Raw genomic sequence first — 16,902 nt, 5'->3', positions numbered from 1 at the left:
TATGTTTGGACGTTTTGAGCGTGTTGTTGCAGGGCGGTATCTTCGGGCACGGAAAGGGGAGCGCTTTGCCTCAATCATTGCGCTTTTCTCTCTTGTGGGGATCGCGCTTGGTGTTGCCACGCTCATTATCGTCATGGCCGTAATGAACGGTTTTAAAGCAGATTTGATGGGCCGTATTTTGGGCCTTCATGGTGACTTAAATGTGTATAGCTACAGCCAACGCATTGAGGGTTATCAAGATACGGCGCGTCTGATCCGCAGTGTGTCGGGTGTTACGCAAGTTTTACCGATGACACAGGGCACTATCTTAGCAGAAGCCTCTCGTTATTCTACGGGGGCGATGCTGGAAGGGATTGCCTCTGATGATCTTAAAAATTGGACGGCTCTAAGCCAAGGTGTGTTTAGCGGAAGCCTTAATGATTTCCGTGGTGATGATGCTGTGGCGATTGGGGTGAGTATGGCAGAGCGCGCTGGCTTGCAAGTCGGTTCAACGATGACCTTGCTCTCACCAGATGGACGTTCAACACCTTTTGGCACGATGCCTCGTGTGAAAAAGGTGCGTGTTGTCGCGATTTTTGATGCGAACTGGAACGATTATAACAGTAACATCGTGCTCATGCCGCTGCCTGCGTCACAGAAGTTCTTCATGCTAGGCAATGCAGTGTCACTTATTCAGGTCAGCACGATAGATCCTATTCATGTCCAGCCTATAGGGCAGACGATTGCCGATACGCTTGGAGACCCGAGGCTGCGTGTTGTGGATTGGACGCATAGTGCCAATGGGTTCTTAGACGCCGTGACGGTTGAGCAAAACGTGATGTTCCTCATCTTAACGCTGATTATTCTAGTCGCAGCGTTTAACGTGATTTCCTCGCTTATCATGATGGTTAAAGACAAAACGCGTGACATTGCTATTTTGCGCACATTTGGTGCGAGCCGTGGGGCTGTGATGCGCATTTTTCTTATGTGCGGCGCATCGGTCGGTGTGATTGGAACCGTGTTGGGTACGGGGCTTGGCATTACGTTCGCACTTAATATTGAGCGTATTCGCCATGTGCTTGAAGGGCTTACCGGCACGAACCTCTTTAACTCCGAAGTGTATTTTCTCGCCCGTTTGCCCGCCCGTATCGTATGGTCTCAGGTGATTGAAGTCGTATTGCTGTCTCTAGCGCTTTCTTTGTTAGCAACGCTTTATCCGTCATGGCGTGCGGCAAAAACAGATCCGGTGGAGGCCTTGCGTCATGAGTGAAGCCGTATCACGTGCGTTGACGTTGGAGCTTCAGCAGGTTTCGCGTTCTTATCGTTCTGGTGATGATGACCTGACGATTCTGAAAGAGACTGATTTTGCGTTACATCCCGGTGAAATGGTCGCGCTAGTGGCGCCGAGTGGCACGGGAAAATCAACACTTTTGCATTTGGCGGGTTTGTTGGAAGCTCCTAGCCGCGGCGATGTGCTGATTAATGGGAAAGAAACGCGGCGCTTGGGGGAGGCGGGACGCACAGCGTTGCGTCGTGATGAAATTGGTTTTGTGTATCAGTTCCATCATTTGCTGGGTGAGTTTACCGCGTGTGAAAATGTCATGTTACCGCAACTAGCTGCCGGGCAGTCTCCGCGTGATGCACGGCAGCGGGCAGAGGATTTGCTTGGACGCTTTGGCGTGCAGCACCGCTTAGAGTCCTTACCGGGCCGCATGTCGGGGGGAGAGCAGCAACGCACGGCCATTGCGCGTGCCCTTGCGAATGCTCCCAGCCTACTTTTGGCGGATGAGCCAACGGGTAATTTGGACGTCAAAACAGCTGACCTCGTGTTTGGGGAGTTAACCCGCGTTGTGCGGCAGGAGGGAGCTGCGGCTCTGGTCGCTACGCATAATGAAGCATTGGCCGCGTCAATGGATCGTACGGTTACGTTGCGAGACGGTAAGATCGTCCCTTTTTGAAGAGCATGAGTACATTTTTCTGCGCGTCTTGGCCCTGAAAGACGTTCCAGCCTGTAGGGTGAGCGTGGTAGAATGCCGATATGTCTCACGCTGATTTTATCCATCTCCGTAATCATTCTGCTTACTCTTTAAGTCAGGGCGCTATTCGCGCTGCTGAGCTCGTTGACCTGGCCGTTGCGAACAAAATGCCCGCTGTTGCACTGACTGACAGTGGGAATCTTTTTGGTGCGCTGGAATTTTCTTTGACGTGCCGTAAAGCCGGGGTTCAACCTATTATTGGGTGCCAGCTTGCTTTGCCACCCATGAGCGATAAGCCTGGAACACCGGCGGAGCCCGTTGTTGTATTAGCGCGAACGGAAGAAGGGCTGGCTAACCTTCAATATCTGTCGACACAAGGATTTTTGAACGGAGATCCTGCCGATCCAAGCGTGGCGCTTGATGTGTTGTGCGACAAATCTGCTGGGTTGTTCCTCTTAACGGGAGGGAATAGAGGGCCGCTTAACCGACGTATTTTAGCAGAACAAGATGAGGCTGCTGCAAAATTTTTAAAGCGTGTACATCAGGCATTTGGCCCCTATCTTGCCATTGAGATTAACCGCCTTGATGAAGCGGGTGAGGATGTCACAGAGCCCGCTTTGATTCGTATGGCTGATGAACGAGGGATTCCACTTGTTGCGACCAATGAGTGTTTTTTCCCGAAGCCAGATATGCACGAGGCCCATGATGCGTTGCTCTGCATTGCGCAAGGTCGCACGATGGCGGAGGAAGAGCGTTGGCGTGTTTCTTCGCAGGCATGGTTTAAAACCCCGCAAGAGATGCGAGCATTATTTCATGACCTCCCCGATGCCTGTGACAATACGTTAATTATTGCACAGCATTGCGCGGTAGCCGCGCCAACGCGCAAGCCACTTTTGCCCGTTTGTCCTAAGGTCAATGAAGGCGCGACGGAAGAAGAAACGCTTCGTGCCATGGCGAAAGAGGGGCTGGAGAAGCGCCTTGCTGTCATGAAAGGTGGGGAAGCGCGTCGGGCAGAGTATGAAGAACGGCTTGAAACAGAGCTGGGCATTATCGTCCGAATGGGATTCCCCGGTTATTTCTTGATCGTTGCGGACTTTATTCAATGGGCGAAAGATCACGGTATTCCTGTAGGGCCGGGGCGTGGATCGGGTGCTGGGTCTCTCGTGGCCTATGCACTGACGATTACTGATCTTGACCCTATTCCGTTTGGGTTGCTGTTTGAGCGCTTTCTCAATCCAGAACGTGTGTCGATGCCTGACTTCGATATTGATTTTTGTCAGGATCGACGGGATGAAGTGATTCGTTACGTTCAAGAAGAATATGGCAATGAACGTGTCGCGCAGATTATTACTTTTGGGAAATTGCAAGCAAAGGCAGCCGTGCGCGATGTGGGCCGTGTGTTGGGGCTACCTTATGGGATGGTCAACCGCGTTGCAGAGCTTATTCCCAATAATCCTGCTAAACCAACGCCTCTGGCACAGGCTATTAAAGAAGAACCACGCTTGCAGGAGATGCGTGACACTGATGAGATGATCCGGCGTTTGCTGGAGATTGCGCTTCAGCTTGAAGGGCTGTTCCGTCATGCATCGACCCATGCGGCCGGGGTGGTGATCGGGGATCGTAACCTCGTTGAGCTTGTTCCGCTTTATCGAGACCCGCGAAGTGACATGCAAGTCACGCAGTATAATATGAAGTTTGTTGAGCAAGCGGGGCTGGTTAAGTTCGACTTCTTAGGGCTGACGACGCTGACAATCCTCAAAAGGGGTGTTGATTTCTTAAAAGAGCTGGGCGTTGAGGTCGATCTCTCTCATATCCCGCTGGATGACAAAAAAACCTTCGACATGATGGCGCGCGGGGATACCGCCGGCGTGTTCCAGTTTGAAGGGGCGGGCATGCGCGATATGCTTAAGCAAATGGAAGCCAGCCGGCTTGAAGATTTGATCGCCGGTGTGTCGCTCTACAGGCCGGGGCCTATGGCGAATATTCCTGAATATTGCCGCCGGAAACATGGGGCGCAATGGACGCCGCCGCATGAGGAGATTCGCTCCATCCTCGAAGAGACCTATGGCATTATGGTCTATCAGGAGCAGGTGATGCAGATCGCCCAGAAAATGGCGGGCTACAGCCTGGGTGGAGCTGATCTTTTACGGCGTGCGATGGGTAAAAAGATCGCTTCTGAGATGGAAAAGCAGCGCGTTATTTTCCGTGAAGGGGCGGTGGCGCGAGGGATTACGCCAGAAAAAGCCGAAGAAGTTTTCGACTTGATGGCAAAGTTTGCCGATTATGGGTTCAATAAGTCCCACGCCGCAGCCTATGCGCTTGTGTCCTATCAAACGGCATGGATGAAGGCTAATCACCCGGTGCCTTTCCTTGCAGGCTGTATGTCATTGGCGCGTGAAAAAACCGAGAAGCTTGCCGCACTTTGCCAAGAAGCCAAGCGCATGGGAATCCCGGTTCTGCCCGTGGATGTGAACCGGTCACAAGCCGATTTCTCTATTGAGAAGCTCGATGATGGCCGTTTAGCGATTCGTTACGCGCTTTCAGCCATTAAGCGTGTTGGAGCTGCTGCGATGGAAGGGGTCGTGAGTGATCGTGGTGATACGCCGTTTAAAGATATTACGGATTTTGCAGAACGGTGCGACTCGAAACATATCAACAAAATTCAGATTGAGAGCCTCGCTAAGGCAGGGGCTTTTGATCGTTTAGAGCCTGATCGTCATACGGTTTTTAAGAGTGCCGATATGATCATGCGGCGTGCACAAGCCCGCGCGCAGGAGAAGCAGGTCGGTCAGGCTGGATTGTTCGGTGGATCAGATAGCGCGACTCGTGAAATTCTAAGGCTTAAATCGGTACGCCCATGGCCAGACTTTGAGCGTCTTTCTCATGAAGCTGCTGTGATAGGTTTCCATATGAGCGCGCATCCGCTTGATGGGTATCGTGCGACTTTACGGCGGATGGGCGTAACACCGTCCATTCAGCTCGACCGAAGCGCCCATGCTGGCACGACGCGTGTGAAGATTGCGGGTTGTGTGGTGGACAAAAAAGAGCGGCCCACTCGCACGGGCAAGAAAATGGCATGGGTTAATCTGACCGATGCCAGTGGTGGCTGTGAGGTCACTTTATTTGCTGAAACTTTGGCGAACTGTCGTGATTTGCTGGTTGCAGGGCAAGCGGTGCTTGTAAATGCAGAATTGAAACTTGATGGCGATGCGTTGCGCATTACAGCACATCATGTGACAGACCTAGAACGCGCCGCAGCAGAAGAGCGGGGCGAGCTGCGTATTTGGGTTGAGCAACAGGACGCTTTGCCTGCTATTCGTGATATGCTTGAGGGCGTGCAAGGGGGGCGAGGGCGTGTGGTTTTGCTTCCTTCGCTTGAGGAAACGTCTGATGTAGAGGTGAAGCTGCCGACCTCTTACCGCGTCACACCTCGTCTGGCCGAGCGTTTGAAAACGATCAAAGGTGTTGGGTCGTTAGAGCAGAGATAGCAGAAGCATTATGTGCCAGAATGAGGGTGAGGACACTCTGGCACATAATATGTAGAATGCTCCTAAGAGCACACTTATTTTGTGAAATGTGAAAAAGTGCTTACTCTTCCTTAATATTGGGAAGTCGATAAACCCTCTTTCAATAGGTCACGCATTAATATTGGGAAGTCGATAAACCCTCTTTCAATAGGTCACGCATTTTTATTGCTATCGTTCTTAAAAGAGGGTGCATTTTTACTCAAGGTGAGGCTAACAGTTTCTTCCCATTGTTCTCATGTGCCGAGGGCGGCTGGTATTCGATTTGTCCAGAGATTACGTGACAAGCTCCCCAGCAATCCTACAATGCCGGAGGACGGGCCTATGCGATATTCTTCTTCTAAAAATGAAAAAAGCGCCATATATGCTCGAATTTGAGTGAGTCTCTTGGTTATGGCTCATATATGACGCCTTTTCGCAATAAACAGCGTTAATGCTTAGGCAGTGGAATAGAGATTCCGTTGACGACTGCTTTGCCGTCATTCAGTTGAATATCCCAACCGCTCATATCTGCTCCTTCCGTATTGCTCATCATACGGGCGACAGACAGTCCTGCCGTGACGCTAACAGGGGCGACTGTGCTAACACGTTGGATAAGAGCGCCAATATGGCTAATGGAGAGATGCAGCGTACCTTTGAGGTTCTGCACGCCTGGGGCGACCCATAACGTTCCTTTACCCTCAATCTCACTCTTACCAATTGTATTTCTGAGACTATGAAGATCAACATGATAGGGAGGTGTAGCAGCTGGGTAGAATGTAAGGTCGCCGGAGCCTTTACTTGGCAATAGGGGATGATCCGTTGGCAGGCCAATTGCATCAAATTTAACATGAATGCCGGGCGAGGTTGTTAAAACAGAGAGATGGATATTCTTAACTGTAATATCTGTTTTCCCCGTTCTAGAAAGCGTTGCGATGGACCAGTGGGCTTCTGGGGTTGCGCCTTTTACTTCGTCTGTTTCAGGGATAGGCATGCCCTGGCAAGCGTCGCTAACCCCGTGGTTAAGCGCACTTAATGCGGCATAAGCGGCTGCAGCATTAATACGTTCCAGCGCGGATGCATCAAGGTGGTGGCTATGGTCTGTAAGTTGTGTGCTCGCAATGCGCAGTGACAGGCCTGTGCCCGGGAGGACTGCACGAAAGTCTGTGCTGGCGAGCGTGTGTGAGCCGTCTTTTGCATGACCAGGCGTATAGGTAAAGCATGCCTCAGAAAGCGGTGGGAGTGTCTTTGCAGAGGCAAGAGGAGAGAGCACCCCAAACATACCGACACAGGACAACGCCCCTACCATATATGAAAGCCGTGACATCATCCTTTTCGTGACGCCGCGCTGCGCTTCTGGCAATGAAGCATCAGGATAAGAGAAAAGAGAGGTATGGGTCATGGCTGGGTTGGATCCTGAAAACTGGTCAGCATTACGTGCTTTGGGTCATCAGATGCTTGATGACATGTTTACTCAGATTGAACATCGTCATCAGCAACCGGTCTGGACCCCTATGCCTCACAAGGCACGTGAAGAATTGCGGCAAAGCCTACCTCATGATGGGTGTTCTCTTCCAGAAATTTATGAGTGCTTCCAAGAGCTTATCGTGCCTTATGATAACGGGAATCGTCATCCACGTTTTATGGGATGGGTGCATGGAGCGGGCACGCCCATTGGGATGCTGGCTGAAATGCTGGCAGGAGGCTTGAACGCGAATTGCGGAGGGCGTGATCATGCCGCCATTGAAGTCGAGCGAGAAGTGTTACGCTGGGCGCGAGAAATGGTTGGTTTGCCGGTGGAAACAGGGTCGGGCTGTCTTGTAACAGGATCCTCAATGGCGAATTTTATTGCCGTGATTACGGCAAGCCGCACCTATCAACCCGCATTGCGTCAACAAGGTGTGCGGCATCATGCTCTTGTTGGGTACGCGCCAGAAAGTGCACATGGCTGCTTGCCGCGCGCTTTTGATATTGCGGGATTAGGCAGTGATGCATTGCGAAAAATCCCGACTGATGGCGCTCATCGCGTCAATGTTGCGGCGCTGCGAGAACAGATTAAGCGTGATCGCGCGGCGGGATTAGAGCCTTTTATGATAGCCGGGACAGCGGGCACTGTGGATTGTGGTGCTGTTGACCCGCTTGACCACTTAGCAGATGTCGCACAAGAGGAGCAGCTTTGGTTCCATGTCGATGGGGCTTTTGGGGCTTTAGCGTGTTTGTCCCCACATTATGCGCCGCTGTTAAAGGGAATTGAACGCGCTGATAGCGTGGCGTTTGACTTCCATAAATGGGCGCAAGTGCCCTACGATGCAGGATGTGTGTTGGTGCGTGATGGGAAGCGTCATGCGGCGGCTTTCGCACAATCATTGGATTATCTCGTGCGAGAAGACCGTGGTCTTGCTGGCAATGCTCCATGGTTTTGTGACTTTGGGCCAGACCTCTCCCGTGGGTTTCGTGCGCTTAAGGTATGGATGACCCTAAGCCATTACGGGGCTGACCGTATGGGACAGGTTGTGGACAAAAGCTGTGCAGTAGCGCGGCATTTAGCTCAACAGATAGACCGTACAGATGGCGTGACGTTGCTTGCTCCTGTAACGCTGAATATCGTTTGTTTCACCGTTGATGCATTAAGTGATGACGCGCTTTCAGAACTTGTGAAAGACCTTCATGAAACAGGGATTGCCGCCCCTTCCACAACACGGATAAACGGTCAACTTGCTATCCGTGCTGCGATTGTGAACCACCGGACAGAGACACAGGACGTGGATCAAATGCTCGATGCCGTGATCGCCCTTGCAACAAAGCGTCTCAACGCCGGCGTGCATGAGCATAAGAGCTGAGCAGGGTGGTGAGTTGGGACACCATCGTATCGCCCAGATCCTCGGCTGAACCGATCGTGACACTGTCTTGATAATAGCGTGTCACATCATGGCCAATACCGATGGCGAGGAGTTCCGCGCTTTTGTCACTTTCAAGCTGAGCGATGACGCGGTGTAGATGCTGATCTAGATAGTCTGGGCTATTGGCCGTTGATGTGCTGTCATCAACAGGAGCACCATCGGAGATGACCATCAAAATACGTCGATGTTCTGGCCGATGTTTGAGGCGCTTCCATGCCCATAGGAGCGCTTCGCCATCAATATTTTCTTTAAGCAGACCTTCGCGCAACATTAAGCCAATATTGCGCCGGGCCCGCCGCCACGGCATATCAGCTGACTTATAGATGATGTGGCGTAAATCATTGAGCCGTCCTGGCTGTGGGGGACGATCTTCTTGCAGCCATTTAACGCGGCTTTGCCCTCCTTTCCAGGTACGGGTGGTGAAACCGAGAACTTCCACCTTAACGCCGCAACGCTCAAGTGTGCGAGCAAGAATATCCCCACAGATCGCAGCGGTGGCGATAGGACGGCCGCGCATAGAGCCGGAATTGTCAACGAGAAGCGTAACAACCGTATCACGGAACTCAGTGTCTCCCTCACGCTTGTAAGAGAGGGGCAGGGCCGGGTTGCTAATGATACGAGGCAGGCGGGCAGAGTCTAAGATACCCTCTTCTTGGTCAAAGAACCAATGGCGCTGCTGTTGGGCCATGAGGCGCCGTTGCAAACGGTGCGCCAGACGAGAGACGAACTCTTGTGTTTGTTCAAGCTGTTCATCAAGCGTGTCACGTAAGACTTCAAGCTCTTCAGGGTCACAGAGATCTGACGCATAGATTTCTTCATCAAATTCTTGCGTGAATACGTGGTAGGGCTCTTCGTGCTCTGACCCTTCTGAGGACGTGGGAGAAGAGGAGGGGCCAGCCGCTTCTTCTTCCCCTTGATCGTCAGACGTTGGAAGGGCTTCCATCTCGTCAGAATCAGGGTTCTCAGACATGCCACCTTGGGAGCCTTCCTGCGAGAGCTCACCGCTTTCTTCGTCCGTAGCGCCTTCTTCTCCCTCTTCGTCCCCTTCAGGAGAAGGGGATTCTTCTTTTTGTGGGTCGGGGTTCGCGTTATCGCCTGTCGGCGGTTGCACGTTCTCTTGTTGCTCAGCGGTTGTATGGTGCAAACCGCAAGCTTCGATAAAATGCTGACTAGCCTGAGAAAATTCTTTCTGGTCACCCTGTTGGTGCGCCATGTCTTTCAGGGCCTGCTGAGCTTGCGGGCTAAGCGATTGGCGCCACTGTTGCAGGGCGGCATTGTGATCCAAGGATGCGTATGTTGTCGGATCCAGAGTTTGCCGCGTGAGCAGCTCTAAGGCCAGAGGAGCTGGCATGTCCTCACGCTTCGTCATGTCATCAACGCGCAAGGCTGTGCAATGGCGTGTAAGACGATCCAGAAGATTGGCTCTAACACCAGCCATATGACGCGCCCCGTAGACCTCACAGCGCGCATGTTCCACAGCGTCAAAGACGCGCTGTGCTTCACGGTCTGCAATAGCAGGCGCTAGCTCTGGATTATGATAGCGCTGGTAGAGGGCTTTTGCATCGACGTCACTGCGAATGATGGTTTGTGCTTGGGGCGAGAGCTCATCATTATTAAGGGCGGAAAAATCTGGTTTTTCGCCGCCCTCCTGGGCTCCGCTCAGGGCACGCAGGGTGGCAAAAGTCGCTTTACGGAAAGGCTCATGCTGGCTGGACATCGGTGGTCACCCCAAAGGAGAAGTGTTGAAGCAACGCTGATAATATTCAGCGACTGTCTCACGTTCAGCTTCATCGCATTTATTGAGGAAGCTCAGGCGGAAAGCGAAAGCGACATCATGGAAGATGGTGACATTTTCAGCCCAAGAAATGACCGTACGGGGCGAAATAACCGTTGAGATATCGCCATTCATGAAGCCAACACGGCTTAAATTTGCGAGAGCGACCATACTTTGAATAAGGGCAGGGTCAAACTGGTCTCCCATACGTGACTGCACGATGCGTGCCTCTTGTTCAGCAGGGAGATAGTTCAATGTCGCGACGATGTTCCAGCGATCCATCTGCCCCTGATTGATTTGCTGCGTGCCGTGATACAGCCCTGTTGTATCGCCAAGTCCGACCGTATTAGCGGTTGAAAACAGGCGGAAAGAGGGATGGGGGTGAATGACGCGATTTTGGTCAAGCAGCGTAAGAGCACCATGTGCTTCGAGAACACGTTGGATAACGAACATGACATCAGGGCGCCCCGCATCATATTCATCGAAAATAAGCGCGCAGGGGTTTTGCAAACACCAAGGGAGGAGCCCCTCACGGAATTCAGTGACCTGCTGACCATCACGCAGGGTGATCGCATCTTTACCGATCAAGTCGATACGAGAAATATGACTATCGAGATTAATGCGCACGCAGGGCCAATTCAGGCGGGCTGCAATCTGGTCAATATGAGATGATTTTCCTGTGCCGTGAAACCCTTGAACCATAACGCGTTTATTGTAGATAAAGCCCGCTAAAATAGCGCGCGTCGTATCATAATCAAAGCAATAGGCCGGGTCGATCTCGGGCACTTGATCTGTACGCTTAGACCAAACCGGCACATCAATATCAATATCAAGCCCAAAAACCTCACGCGCTGGACGCAGCGTGTCAGGAGTCGGTGGCAGAGTCTCAGTTAAAGAATGGGTCATTGAGAGTGTCATGTCAGGGCTCCTGCATAAGAGGTCACATCATGTGAACAAAACTTACTCAGCTGTGGCAACGTTCTCGGCAGATGTAAAATGTGATCGCAACGTCGCATAAGCTGAAGCAATGGTCTTAAAGCGCTCTTCAGCGCGGGGGTCATCCTTGTTCGCGTCGGGATGATAACGTCGGGCGAGTGCCCTGTATCGTGTTTTTACGTCCTCTAATGTTGTAGGCCACCCAAGATCAAGCAAGGCCAAAGGTTGGCGGAGTGCTTCTGGGGCCTGTTGGCGCGGTGGGGATTCCTGCGTGGGATGGGTGCGCCGGGCATTGAGAATATCCAGCGGGTCTTGAAGATCATCCACGGTAAAAGAGGATCGAGCGCTTCCTGTCATGGCGCCTAGCTTCCAAGAGGGACGTTGCCACGACGTGTCAGCTCGTAGATGATTTTCAATCTGTCCCGGTGTCATTCCGCGATAATAATCCCAATTTGCATTATATTGGCGTACATGCTGGAGACAAAACCAGTAATAGCTGCGAAGATTGTCCCGACCGCGTGGCGCACGATATCCGGCCGGCTGGTCACAGTCGGGATGATCACAGCTTTGGTTTGGTGCATCTGGATCAGGATCAAAGGCTCGTGTTTTGGACGTTCTGCGCTGCATGAGGGATGATATGGGGAAAGCGTCCCCCGAGATGCAAGCATTGAGTCGCGTTTAAAGAGAGATTTTGCCCATGAAGCCGACTGATACTCCTTCTACTCACATCACAGATGAGGCAGGTTTGTCTGATCGAAAAGAACGGATGACAGCCCTTTTGGAGGATGCATTGGCGCCTTCAAAGCTTATCATTCGTGATGAAAGTAAGCGCCATCAGCATCATGCTCATACTCGGTCTGCTCAGAGAAATGCTCGTGGGCCGCAGCAAGTTGGGCAAACGCACTATACGATGGAGATCGTGAGTGAACGATTCGATTCGTTACGCCCACTTGCACGGCATCGACTTGTGAATGAGATTCTTTCTGATGAGTTTGAGCATGGCCTTCATGCTCTTTCATTGACCTTGAAGGGGAGTAAAGAGGCATGAAACATGCGGCGAAACGGCGCTGGTGGAGTGCATTATTTTATGTGGGTGTTTTGAGTGCCGTTCCATTGGGGATCTCTGGTTGTGCGACAAGTGGGTATGCCCATCTTCCGAGTGACCAGCAGGAGGCCGTTCGTCGCATAGAGGATTACCTCAATAGTATTGCCTCTCTTAGAGCAGATTTTGCTCAAGAAGGGCCAGGGCAACAGCAGGGTGATGGCCAGTTCACCTATAACACCCGTGTTTTGAAGATGGATTATGCGCTTCCTCAAGGGATGACGCTGGTTGCGCGTAATGAACGACTGACATTGAAGGATCCGTCCAATGGATCTGTGACGAAAATCTCATTAAAGCGTAATCCGTTGGGGTATTTGCTGCGTCATCCCTTGCGCTTCAATGACGGGATTCAAGTAACGAATGTGATACATGGGAGTGACTCGCTTCAAATTTCGCTGGCTGAGGCGGATAATCCCTCCCAAGGGTTGTTAACGATGCAGTTTTCAGACCTCCACGGGCGTCTTTCCCTTATCGGTCTTCAGGGTGTTGATGCTCATGGACATCATTTTGGCTTGTCCTTGTTCAATGTGAAGGAAGAGCTGTCAGAACCTAACGATGTGGTTAGTCCGTCCTCATCAGCGCAGTAGTGCCGAAAACGCCTTCCCAACTTGCACGAAGGGCTTGGTCAGCGTCGTGCATGGTCATATGTGGGTGGAAACGCTGAAGACTTGTTACCCCATATTCGCGAATGCCGCAGGGAATAATACCTGAAAAATCATCAAGGTTAGGCGCGACATTCAATGAGATGCCGTGCCAACTAACCCAACGGCTAATGCGAATGCCTAAAGCGGCAATTTTTGCTTCTTGCCCAGTCGTGGGGTCTATACACCATACGCCGATACGTCCTTCACGGGTGAAAGCGTCTACATCTAGAAGGGCAAGCGTATTGATGAGCCATTGCTCCAACCCCTTCACGTAAGCACGAAGATCTCGTGGCGGGATAAGACCATGAGGGCGTGTTAGGTCCAACATAACGTAAGCGAGCCGTTGTCCGGGGCCGTGATAGGTCCACTGGCCGCCTCGCCCTGCATCATATGTTGGGTAATGTTGCGGATTGAGGAGGTCTTCTTCTTTAGCAGAGGTGCCGGCCGTATAAAGTGGGGGATGTTCGGTTAACCAGATATGTTCGGGGGATTTTCCGCTGCGAATGTCCTGGGTAAGCGTTTGCATGCGTGCTAATGCATCGGGGTAAGCACGAAGAGAGGAATCGTGCTCCCATAGAATTTCTTTAGAAATATGCGTCATAGTTATTGCCCTTCTTCTAATGATGGGCTATAGGCGTTTTCACCGAGACGGTCACGCGAAATTATCCGCTTGATTGTCTAGCTACGGAGCGGCCGTGGCGGAATGGTAGACGCGCAAGCTTGAGGTGCTTGTGGGGGATAACCCCGTGGAAGTTCGAGTCTTCTCGGCCGCACCAATGTTTCGATAAAACGGAACATTGTTTTCTCGTATAATATGATAATTGAGTATATTGAAAAATATTTTTCAATATAGCTGCGAGAAAGCCCTATTTCCTTCATAGTTTTGACCCATTTTTCCTTTTTTGTCCCCTCATAAGGTCAGTCTGGAAATGTAAGCTATCTGGGTTTACATAAGAGCTGGCGCCCCTTTTTGATGTAATGACTGTATTGTAGGGGCATAAGGATTAAGGAGAGGGTATGATTAAGCCATTGCGTAAAGCAGTTCTTCCTGTGGCGGGGCTTGGGACGCGTTTTTTACCTGCGACGAAAGCAATGCCGAAAGAAATGCTGCCCGTTGTGGACAAACCTCTCATCCAATACGCTATTGATGAGGCGCGCGCTGCAGGCATTGAGGAATTCTGTCTTGTGACAGCGCGCGGAAAAGATAATCTTATTGATTATTTTGACGTTGCGTATGAGCTTGAAGATACGCTGCGTAGCCGTGGGAAGATTGCCTCCATGGCTGCTCTGGAAGCAAGTAGTGTGCCGGCTGGTTCTCTTGTTGCTGTGCGTCAGCAGAAACCGCTTGGGTTGGGCCACGCTATTTGGTGTGCACGCAGCTTCATAGGGGATGATCCTTTTGCAATCTTACTGCCAGACGACATTGTAAAAAGTGGTCGCAGTTGCGTCGCTCAGCTGGCTGATGTCTATAATCAAACAGGTGGCAATGTTGTTGCGGTTAATGAGGTGCCGGCAGACCGAACAGATCGTTATGGTGTGTTGAAAACGGGTGCTGATGATGGGCGTATCGTTGACGTAGAAGGGTTGGTTGAAAAACCTAAACCTTCGGAAGCGCCGTCAAACCTTGCCATTATTGGTCGTTATATTTTGACGGCTGACGTGCTCAAACCGCTTTCAGAGCATAAATCTGGCGTTGGAGGCGAAGTTCAGCTGACAGATGCGATGGCTGAGTTGATCGGCAAACAGCCTTTCCATGGTTTGCGCTATGAAGGCACGCGTTTCGATTGCGGTGACAAGCTTGGTTTCTTAGAAGCGCAGATCGCTATGGGGGTTGATCGCCCCGATTTAGGTGATGCTGTGCGGGCTTTCCTTAAAAAATATATCTGAGACTTTATCATGACATCTTTTAAGCATCATTTTGAGCCATCTAACCTGCGTGAGTATGATATCCGCGGGATTGTCGGCAAAAGTCTTCATAATGACGACGCCTATGCTCTTGGGCGCACTTTTGGCAGTATTGTTCGGCGTTCAGGTGGGCAAGTTGTTGCTGTTGGCTATGATGGACGCGTGTCATCACCTGATTTAGAGCAGGCCTTAGTGAAAGGGCTGGTCGCTTCTGGCATCACGGTGCTGCGCGTAGGCTTAGGGCCGACCCCAATGCTGTACTATACGTCTGTAACGCGTAAAGCTGATGGGGCGATTATGGTCACGGGGAGCCATAATCCACCTGACCATAATGGCTTTAAGATGATGCTGCATGGCAAGCCATTTTTTGGTAAGCAAATCAAGCAGCTAGGTGGCTTTGCGGAAGCAGGCGATGTTGTGGAGGAAGCCGCTGGGCAGGTTGAGACGGTTGATCCGTCGGAAAGCTATATCACGCGTCTTCTACAAGATTACGACGGTGAAAAGCCTCTAAAAGTTGTTTGGGATAATGGGAACTCGGCAGCTGGTGACGTGCTTACGCGTCTTGTTAAGCATTTACCCGGAGAGCACACGGTTCTCTATCCAGAGATTGACGGCACATTCCCTAATCACCATCCTGACCCAACCGTTGAAGCTAATCTAGCCGATTTGATTGCGGAAGTCCGTCGCCAAAAGGCGGATGTTGGGGTCGCTTTTGATGGCGATGCAGATCGCGTTGGTGTTGTGGATGGCGAAGGCAACATTCTGTGGGGGGATCAGATTCTCGTGCTTCTTGCGCGTGATGTGCTGAAAAAGCGTCCTGGTGAAACCATTATTGCAGACGTGAAGGCTAGTCAGGTTCTCTTTGATGAGGTTGCTAAGGCTGGTGGTAAGCCACTTATGTGGCGCACAGGTCATTCTCTGATTAAAAGCAAAATGGCAGAAACAGCCTCACCGTTGGCTGGGGAAATGTCGGGTCATATTTTCTTTGCAGATAAATGGTATGGCTTCGACGATGCGCTCTATGGCGCTATTCGCGTCTTGGGTATTGTAGCGCGTTTGCCGGAAACTCTAGCGGCGTGGCGGAGTGCTCTTCCAGTGATGGTGAATACGCCCGAGCTGCGCTTCCCTTGTGATGACACACGTAAGTTTGAGGTTATCTCTGAGGTTGCTAAGCGTCTGGAGCAGGAAGGCGCGAATGTGTCCGCTATTGATGGTGTTCGGGTGCAAACAGATGATGGCTGGTGGCTGCTGAGAGCCTCCAATACGCAAGCGGTTTTGGTGGGGCGTATTGAAGCACGCTCGCACGAGGGCCTAGACCGCCTCAAAGCAGCGTTTACAGCGCAGTTGAAAGCCTCCGGGCTTGAAGCACCAAACTTTGATGCTGCTGCTTCAGGTCATTAAGGCTGGCTGAAGCACGTGTCCCGCTGGGGCTCTTCTATATGGCGGTTGGTGGTGGATTTTGTATGCCCACCGACCTGCCTAGCTTGTGGTCAATCTATCCAAGCGGGAGGTTGCTTATGCGCCTCCTGCTTTAGTGCACTCCATCTTATCGTAGCGCCGTGTTGCCAACGATGTGGTGAGCCTTTGTCAGTTTATGAAGTAACGGATGACGGGCAGGGGGTTTGTGCTGCCTGTCAGCAAGATCCTCCGCTATGGCAGCAGGCGCGCGCTGCTTTTGTCTATAACGATATGGCACGGCGCCTGATTTTCCCGTTGAAGTATTCAGATCGTCCCGGGCACGCGGCTTTTCTTGCGACTTTTATGGAGGAGGCTGCACGCGAGCTGTTTCAGCCTGGGGTTGTTGTGATTCCCGTGCCTCTTCATATCAAAAAACTCAGAAAACGACGTTACAACCAAGCGGGCCTTTTGGCCTTTCATCTTGCGAAGAAACAGCATGCTAACGTGCTGTTCGATGGGCTGTATCGGCGCCAAAACACACGCTCTTTAGCGCATCTCCCAGTCTCTGAACGGAAAGAAGAACTCCATAATATGTTTGGCGTTAAGCCATGTTATCATGCACGTCTAAAAGGTAAGCATGTGGTGCTCGTTGATGATATTCTAACAACGGGAGCAACAGCTGAAGCCTGCTCTCGGGCTTTACTTGATATAGGCTGCTCAAAGGTCGATATTATAGTAGCTGCCCGTGCTTGTGCGGGACATACAGTCTTAACATGAGGATTTTT

The 16,902-nt window shown here is 51.5% G+C and carries 14 protein-coding genes and 1 tRNA gene; 10 read left to right on the top strand and 5 right to left on the bottom strand.

Features of this window, described 5'->3' with window-relative positions:
- Position 1 precedes the first annotated feature (1 nt).
- The 3 genes from F457_RS0102880 to dnaE all read left to right on the top strand — a co-directional run bounded on the left by F457_RS0102880 (position 2) and on the right by dnaE (position 5,443).
- Positions 2 to 1,249, top strand: a complete 1,248-nt coding sequence (locus tag F457_RS0102880) for a lipoprotein-releasing ABC transporter permease subunit (RefSeq protein WP_018979630.1) — start codon at positions 2 to 4, stop codon at positions 1,247 to 1,249.
- Positions 1,242 to 1,937: an ABC transporter ATP-binding protein gene (locus F457_RS0102875; RefSeq protein ID WP_018979629.1), complete on the top strand. Its 696-nt coding sequence runs from the start codon at positions 1,242 to 1,244 to the stop codon at positions 1,935 to 1,937. The genes F457_RS0102880 and F457_RS0102875 overlap by 8 nt, the downstream gene beginning before the upstream one ends.
- Before the next feature lie 80 nt (positions 1,938 to 2,017).
- Positions 2,018 to 5,443, top strand: coding sequence for a DNA polymerase III subunit alpha (gene dnaE, locus F457_RS0102870; RefSeq protein WP_018979628.1), 3,426 nt, complete (start codon positions 2,018 to 2,020; stop codon positions 5,441 to 5,443).
- Between the two features lie 466 nt (positions 5,444 to 5,909).
- On the opposite strand, the gene F457_RS0102865 is transcribed toward dnaE, so the two are convergent.
- Positions 5,910 to 6,860 (bottom strand): hypothetical protein, encoded by a 951-nt coding sequence (locus F457_RS0102865; RefSeq protein WP_018979627.1) that lies wholly within the window; start codon positions 6,858 to 6,860, stop codon positions 5,910 to 5,912.
- Here F457_RS0102865 and F457_RS0102860 point away from each other — a divergent pair.
- Complete coding sequence (locus F457_RS0102860) at positions 6,859 to 8,298, top strand: pyridoxal phosphate-dependent decarboxylase family protein (RefSeq protein WP_018979626.1); 1,440 nt, start codon at positions 6,859 to 6,861, stop codon at positions 8,296 to 8,298. The genes F457_RS0102865 and F457_RS0102860 overlap by 2 nt on opposite strands.
- Here the strand turns inward: F457_RS0102860 and F457_RS0102855 are convergent.
- The 3 genes from F457_RS0102855 to F457_RS0102845 are packed head-to-tail and all read right to left on the bottom strand — an operon-like array spanning position 8,267 to position 11,695.
- Entirely contained in the window at positions 8,267 to 10,075 is a 1,809-nt protein-coding gene (locus F457_RS0102855; protein WP_018979625.1) for a cobaltochelatase CobT-related protein, read from the bottom strand. The two genes, F457_RS0102860 and F457_RS0102855, sit on opposite strands and share 32 nt — an antisense overlap.
- Positions 10,076 to 10,081: 6 nt before the next feature.
- On the bottom strand, positions 10,082 to 11,038 hold the full coding sequence (locus tag F457_RS0102850) for an AAA family ATPase (RefSeq protein WP_051081280.1): 957 nt from the start codon (positions 11,036 to 11,038) through the stop codon (positions 10,082 to 10,084).
- A gap of 54 nt (positions 11,039 to 11,092) precedes the next feature.
- The gene (locus F457_RS0102845) at positions 11,093 to 11,695 is read right to left on the bottom strand and encodes a J domain-containing protein (RefSeq protein ID WP_018979623.1); all 603 of its coding nucleotides are present in this window, start codon (positions 11,693 to 11,695) and stop codon (positions 11,093 to 11,095) included.
- Positions 11,696 to 11,765: 70 nt separating this feature from the next.
- Here F457_RS0102845 and F457_RS0102840 point away from each other — a divergent pair, with 70 nt between their 5' ends.
- On the top strand, positions 11,766 to 12,116 hold the full coding sequence (locus F457_RS0102840; RefSeq protein WP_018979622.1) for a BolA family protein: 351 nt from the start codon (positions 11,766 to 11,768) through the stop codon (positions 12,114 to 12,116).
- A complete protein-coding gene (locus tag F457_RS0102835; protein WP_018979621.1) occupies positions 12,113 to 12,757 on the top strand; it encodes a LolA family protein in 645 nt (214 codons plus the stop codon). The genes F457_RS0102840 and F457_RS0102835 overlap by 4 nt, the downstream gene beginning before the upstream one ends.
- Here the strand turns inward: F457_RS0102835 and lipB are convergent.
- Positions 12,732 to 13,415 carry a lipoyl(octanoyl) transferase LipB gene (gene lipB / locus F457_RS0102830; RefSeq protein ID WP_018979620.1) on the bottom strand — a complete coding sequence of 228 codons (684 nt, stop codon included), beginning with the start codon at positions 13,413 to 13,415 and terminating at the stop codon, positions 12,732 to 12,734. The genes F457_RS0102835 and lipB overlap by 26 nt on opposite strands.
- Positions 13,416 to 13,503: 88 nt before the next feature.
- Between lipB and F457_RS0102825 the strand changes: the two genes are divergently transcribed.
- From F457_RS0102825 to F457_RS0102810, 4 genes are all read left to right on the top strand, one after another.
- Positions 13,504 to 13,590 (top strand) — tRNA-Leu (locus tag F457_RS0102825).
- Between the two features lie 241 nt (positions 13,591 to 13,831).
- A complete protein-coding gene (gene galU, locus F457_RS0102820) occupies positions 13,832 to 14,701 on the top strand; it encodes a UTP--glucose-1-phosphate uridylyltransferase GalU (protein WP_018979619.1) in 870 nt (289 codons plus the stop codon).
- A gap of 9 nt (positions 14,702 to 14,710) precedes the next feature.
- Entirely contained in the window at positions 14,711 to 16,120 is a 1,410-nt protein-coding gene (gene pgmG / locus F457_RS0102815) for a phosphoglucomutase/phosphomannomutase PgmG (protein ID WP_018979618.1), read from the top strand.
- A 15-nt stretch (positions 16,121 to 16,135) separates the two neighbouring features.
- On the top strand, positions 16,136 to 16,894 hold the full coding sequence (locus F457_RS0102810) for a double zinc ribbon domain-containing protein (protein ID WP_026294126.1): 759 nt from the start codon (positions 16,136 to 16,138) through the stop codon (positions 16,892 to 16,894).
- The last annotated feature ends 8 nt before the right edge of the window (positions 16,895 to 16,902 follow it).

Source organism: Saccharibacter floricola DSM 15669 (assembly GCF_000378165.1).
GTDB lineage: Bacteria > Pseudomonadota > Alphaproteobacteria > Acetobacterales > Acetobacteraceae > Saccharibacter > Saccharibacter floricola.
Note: the sequence above shows the minus strand (reverse complement) of the source record. Positions and strands in the feature narration are given on the sequence as shown.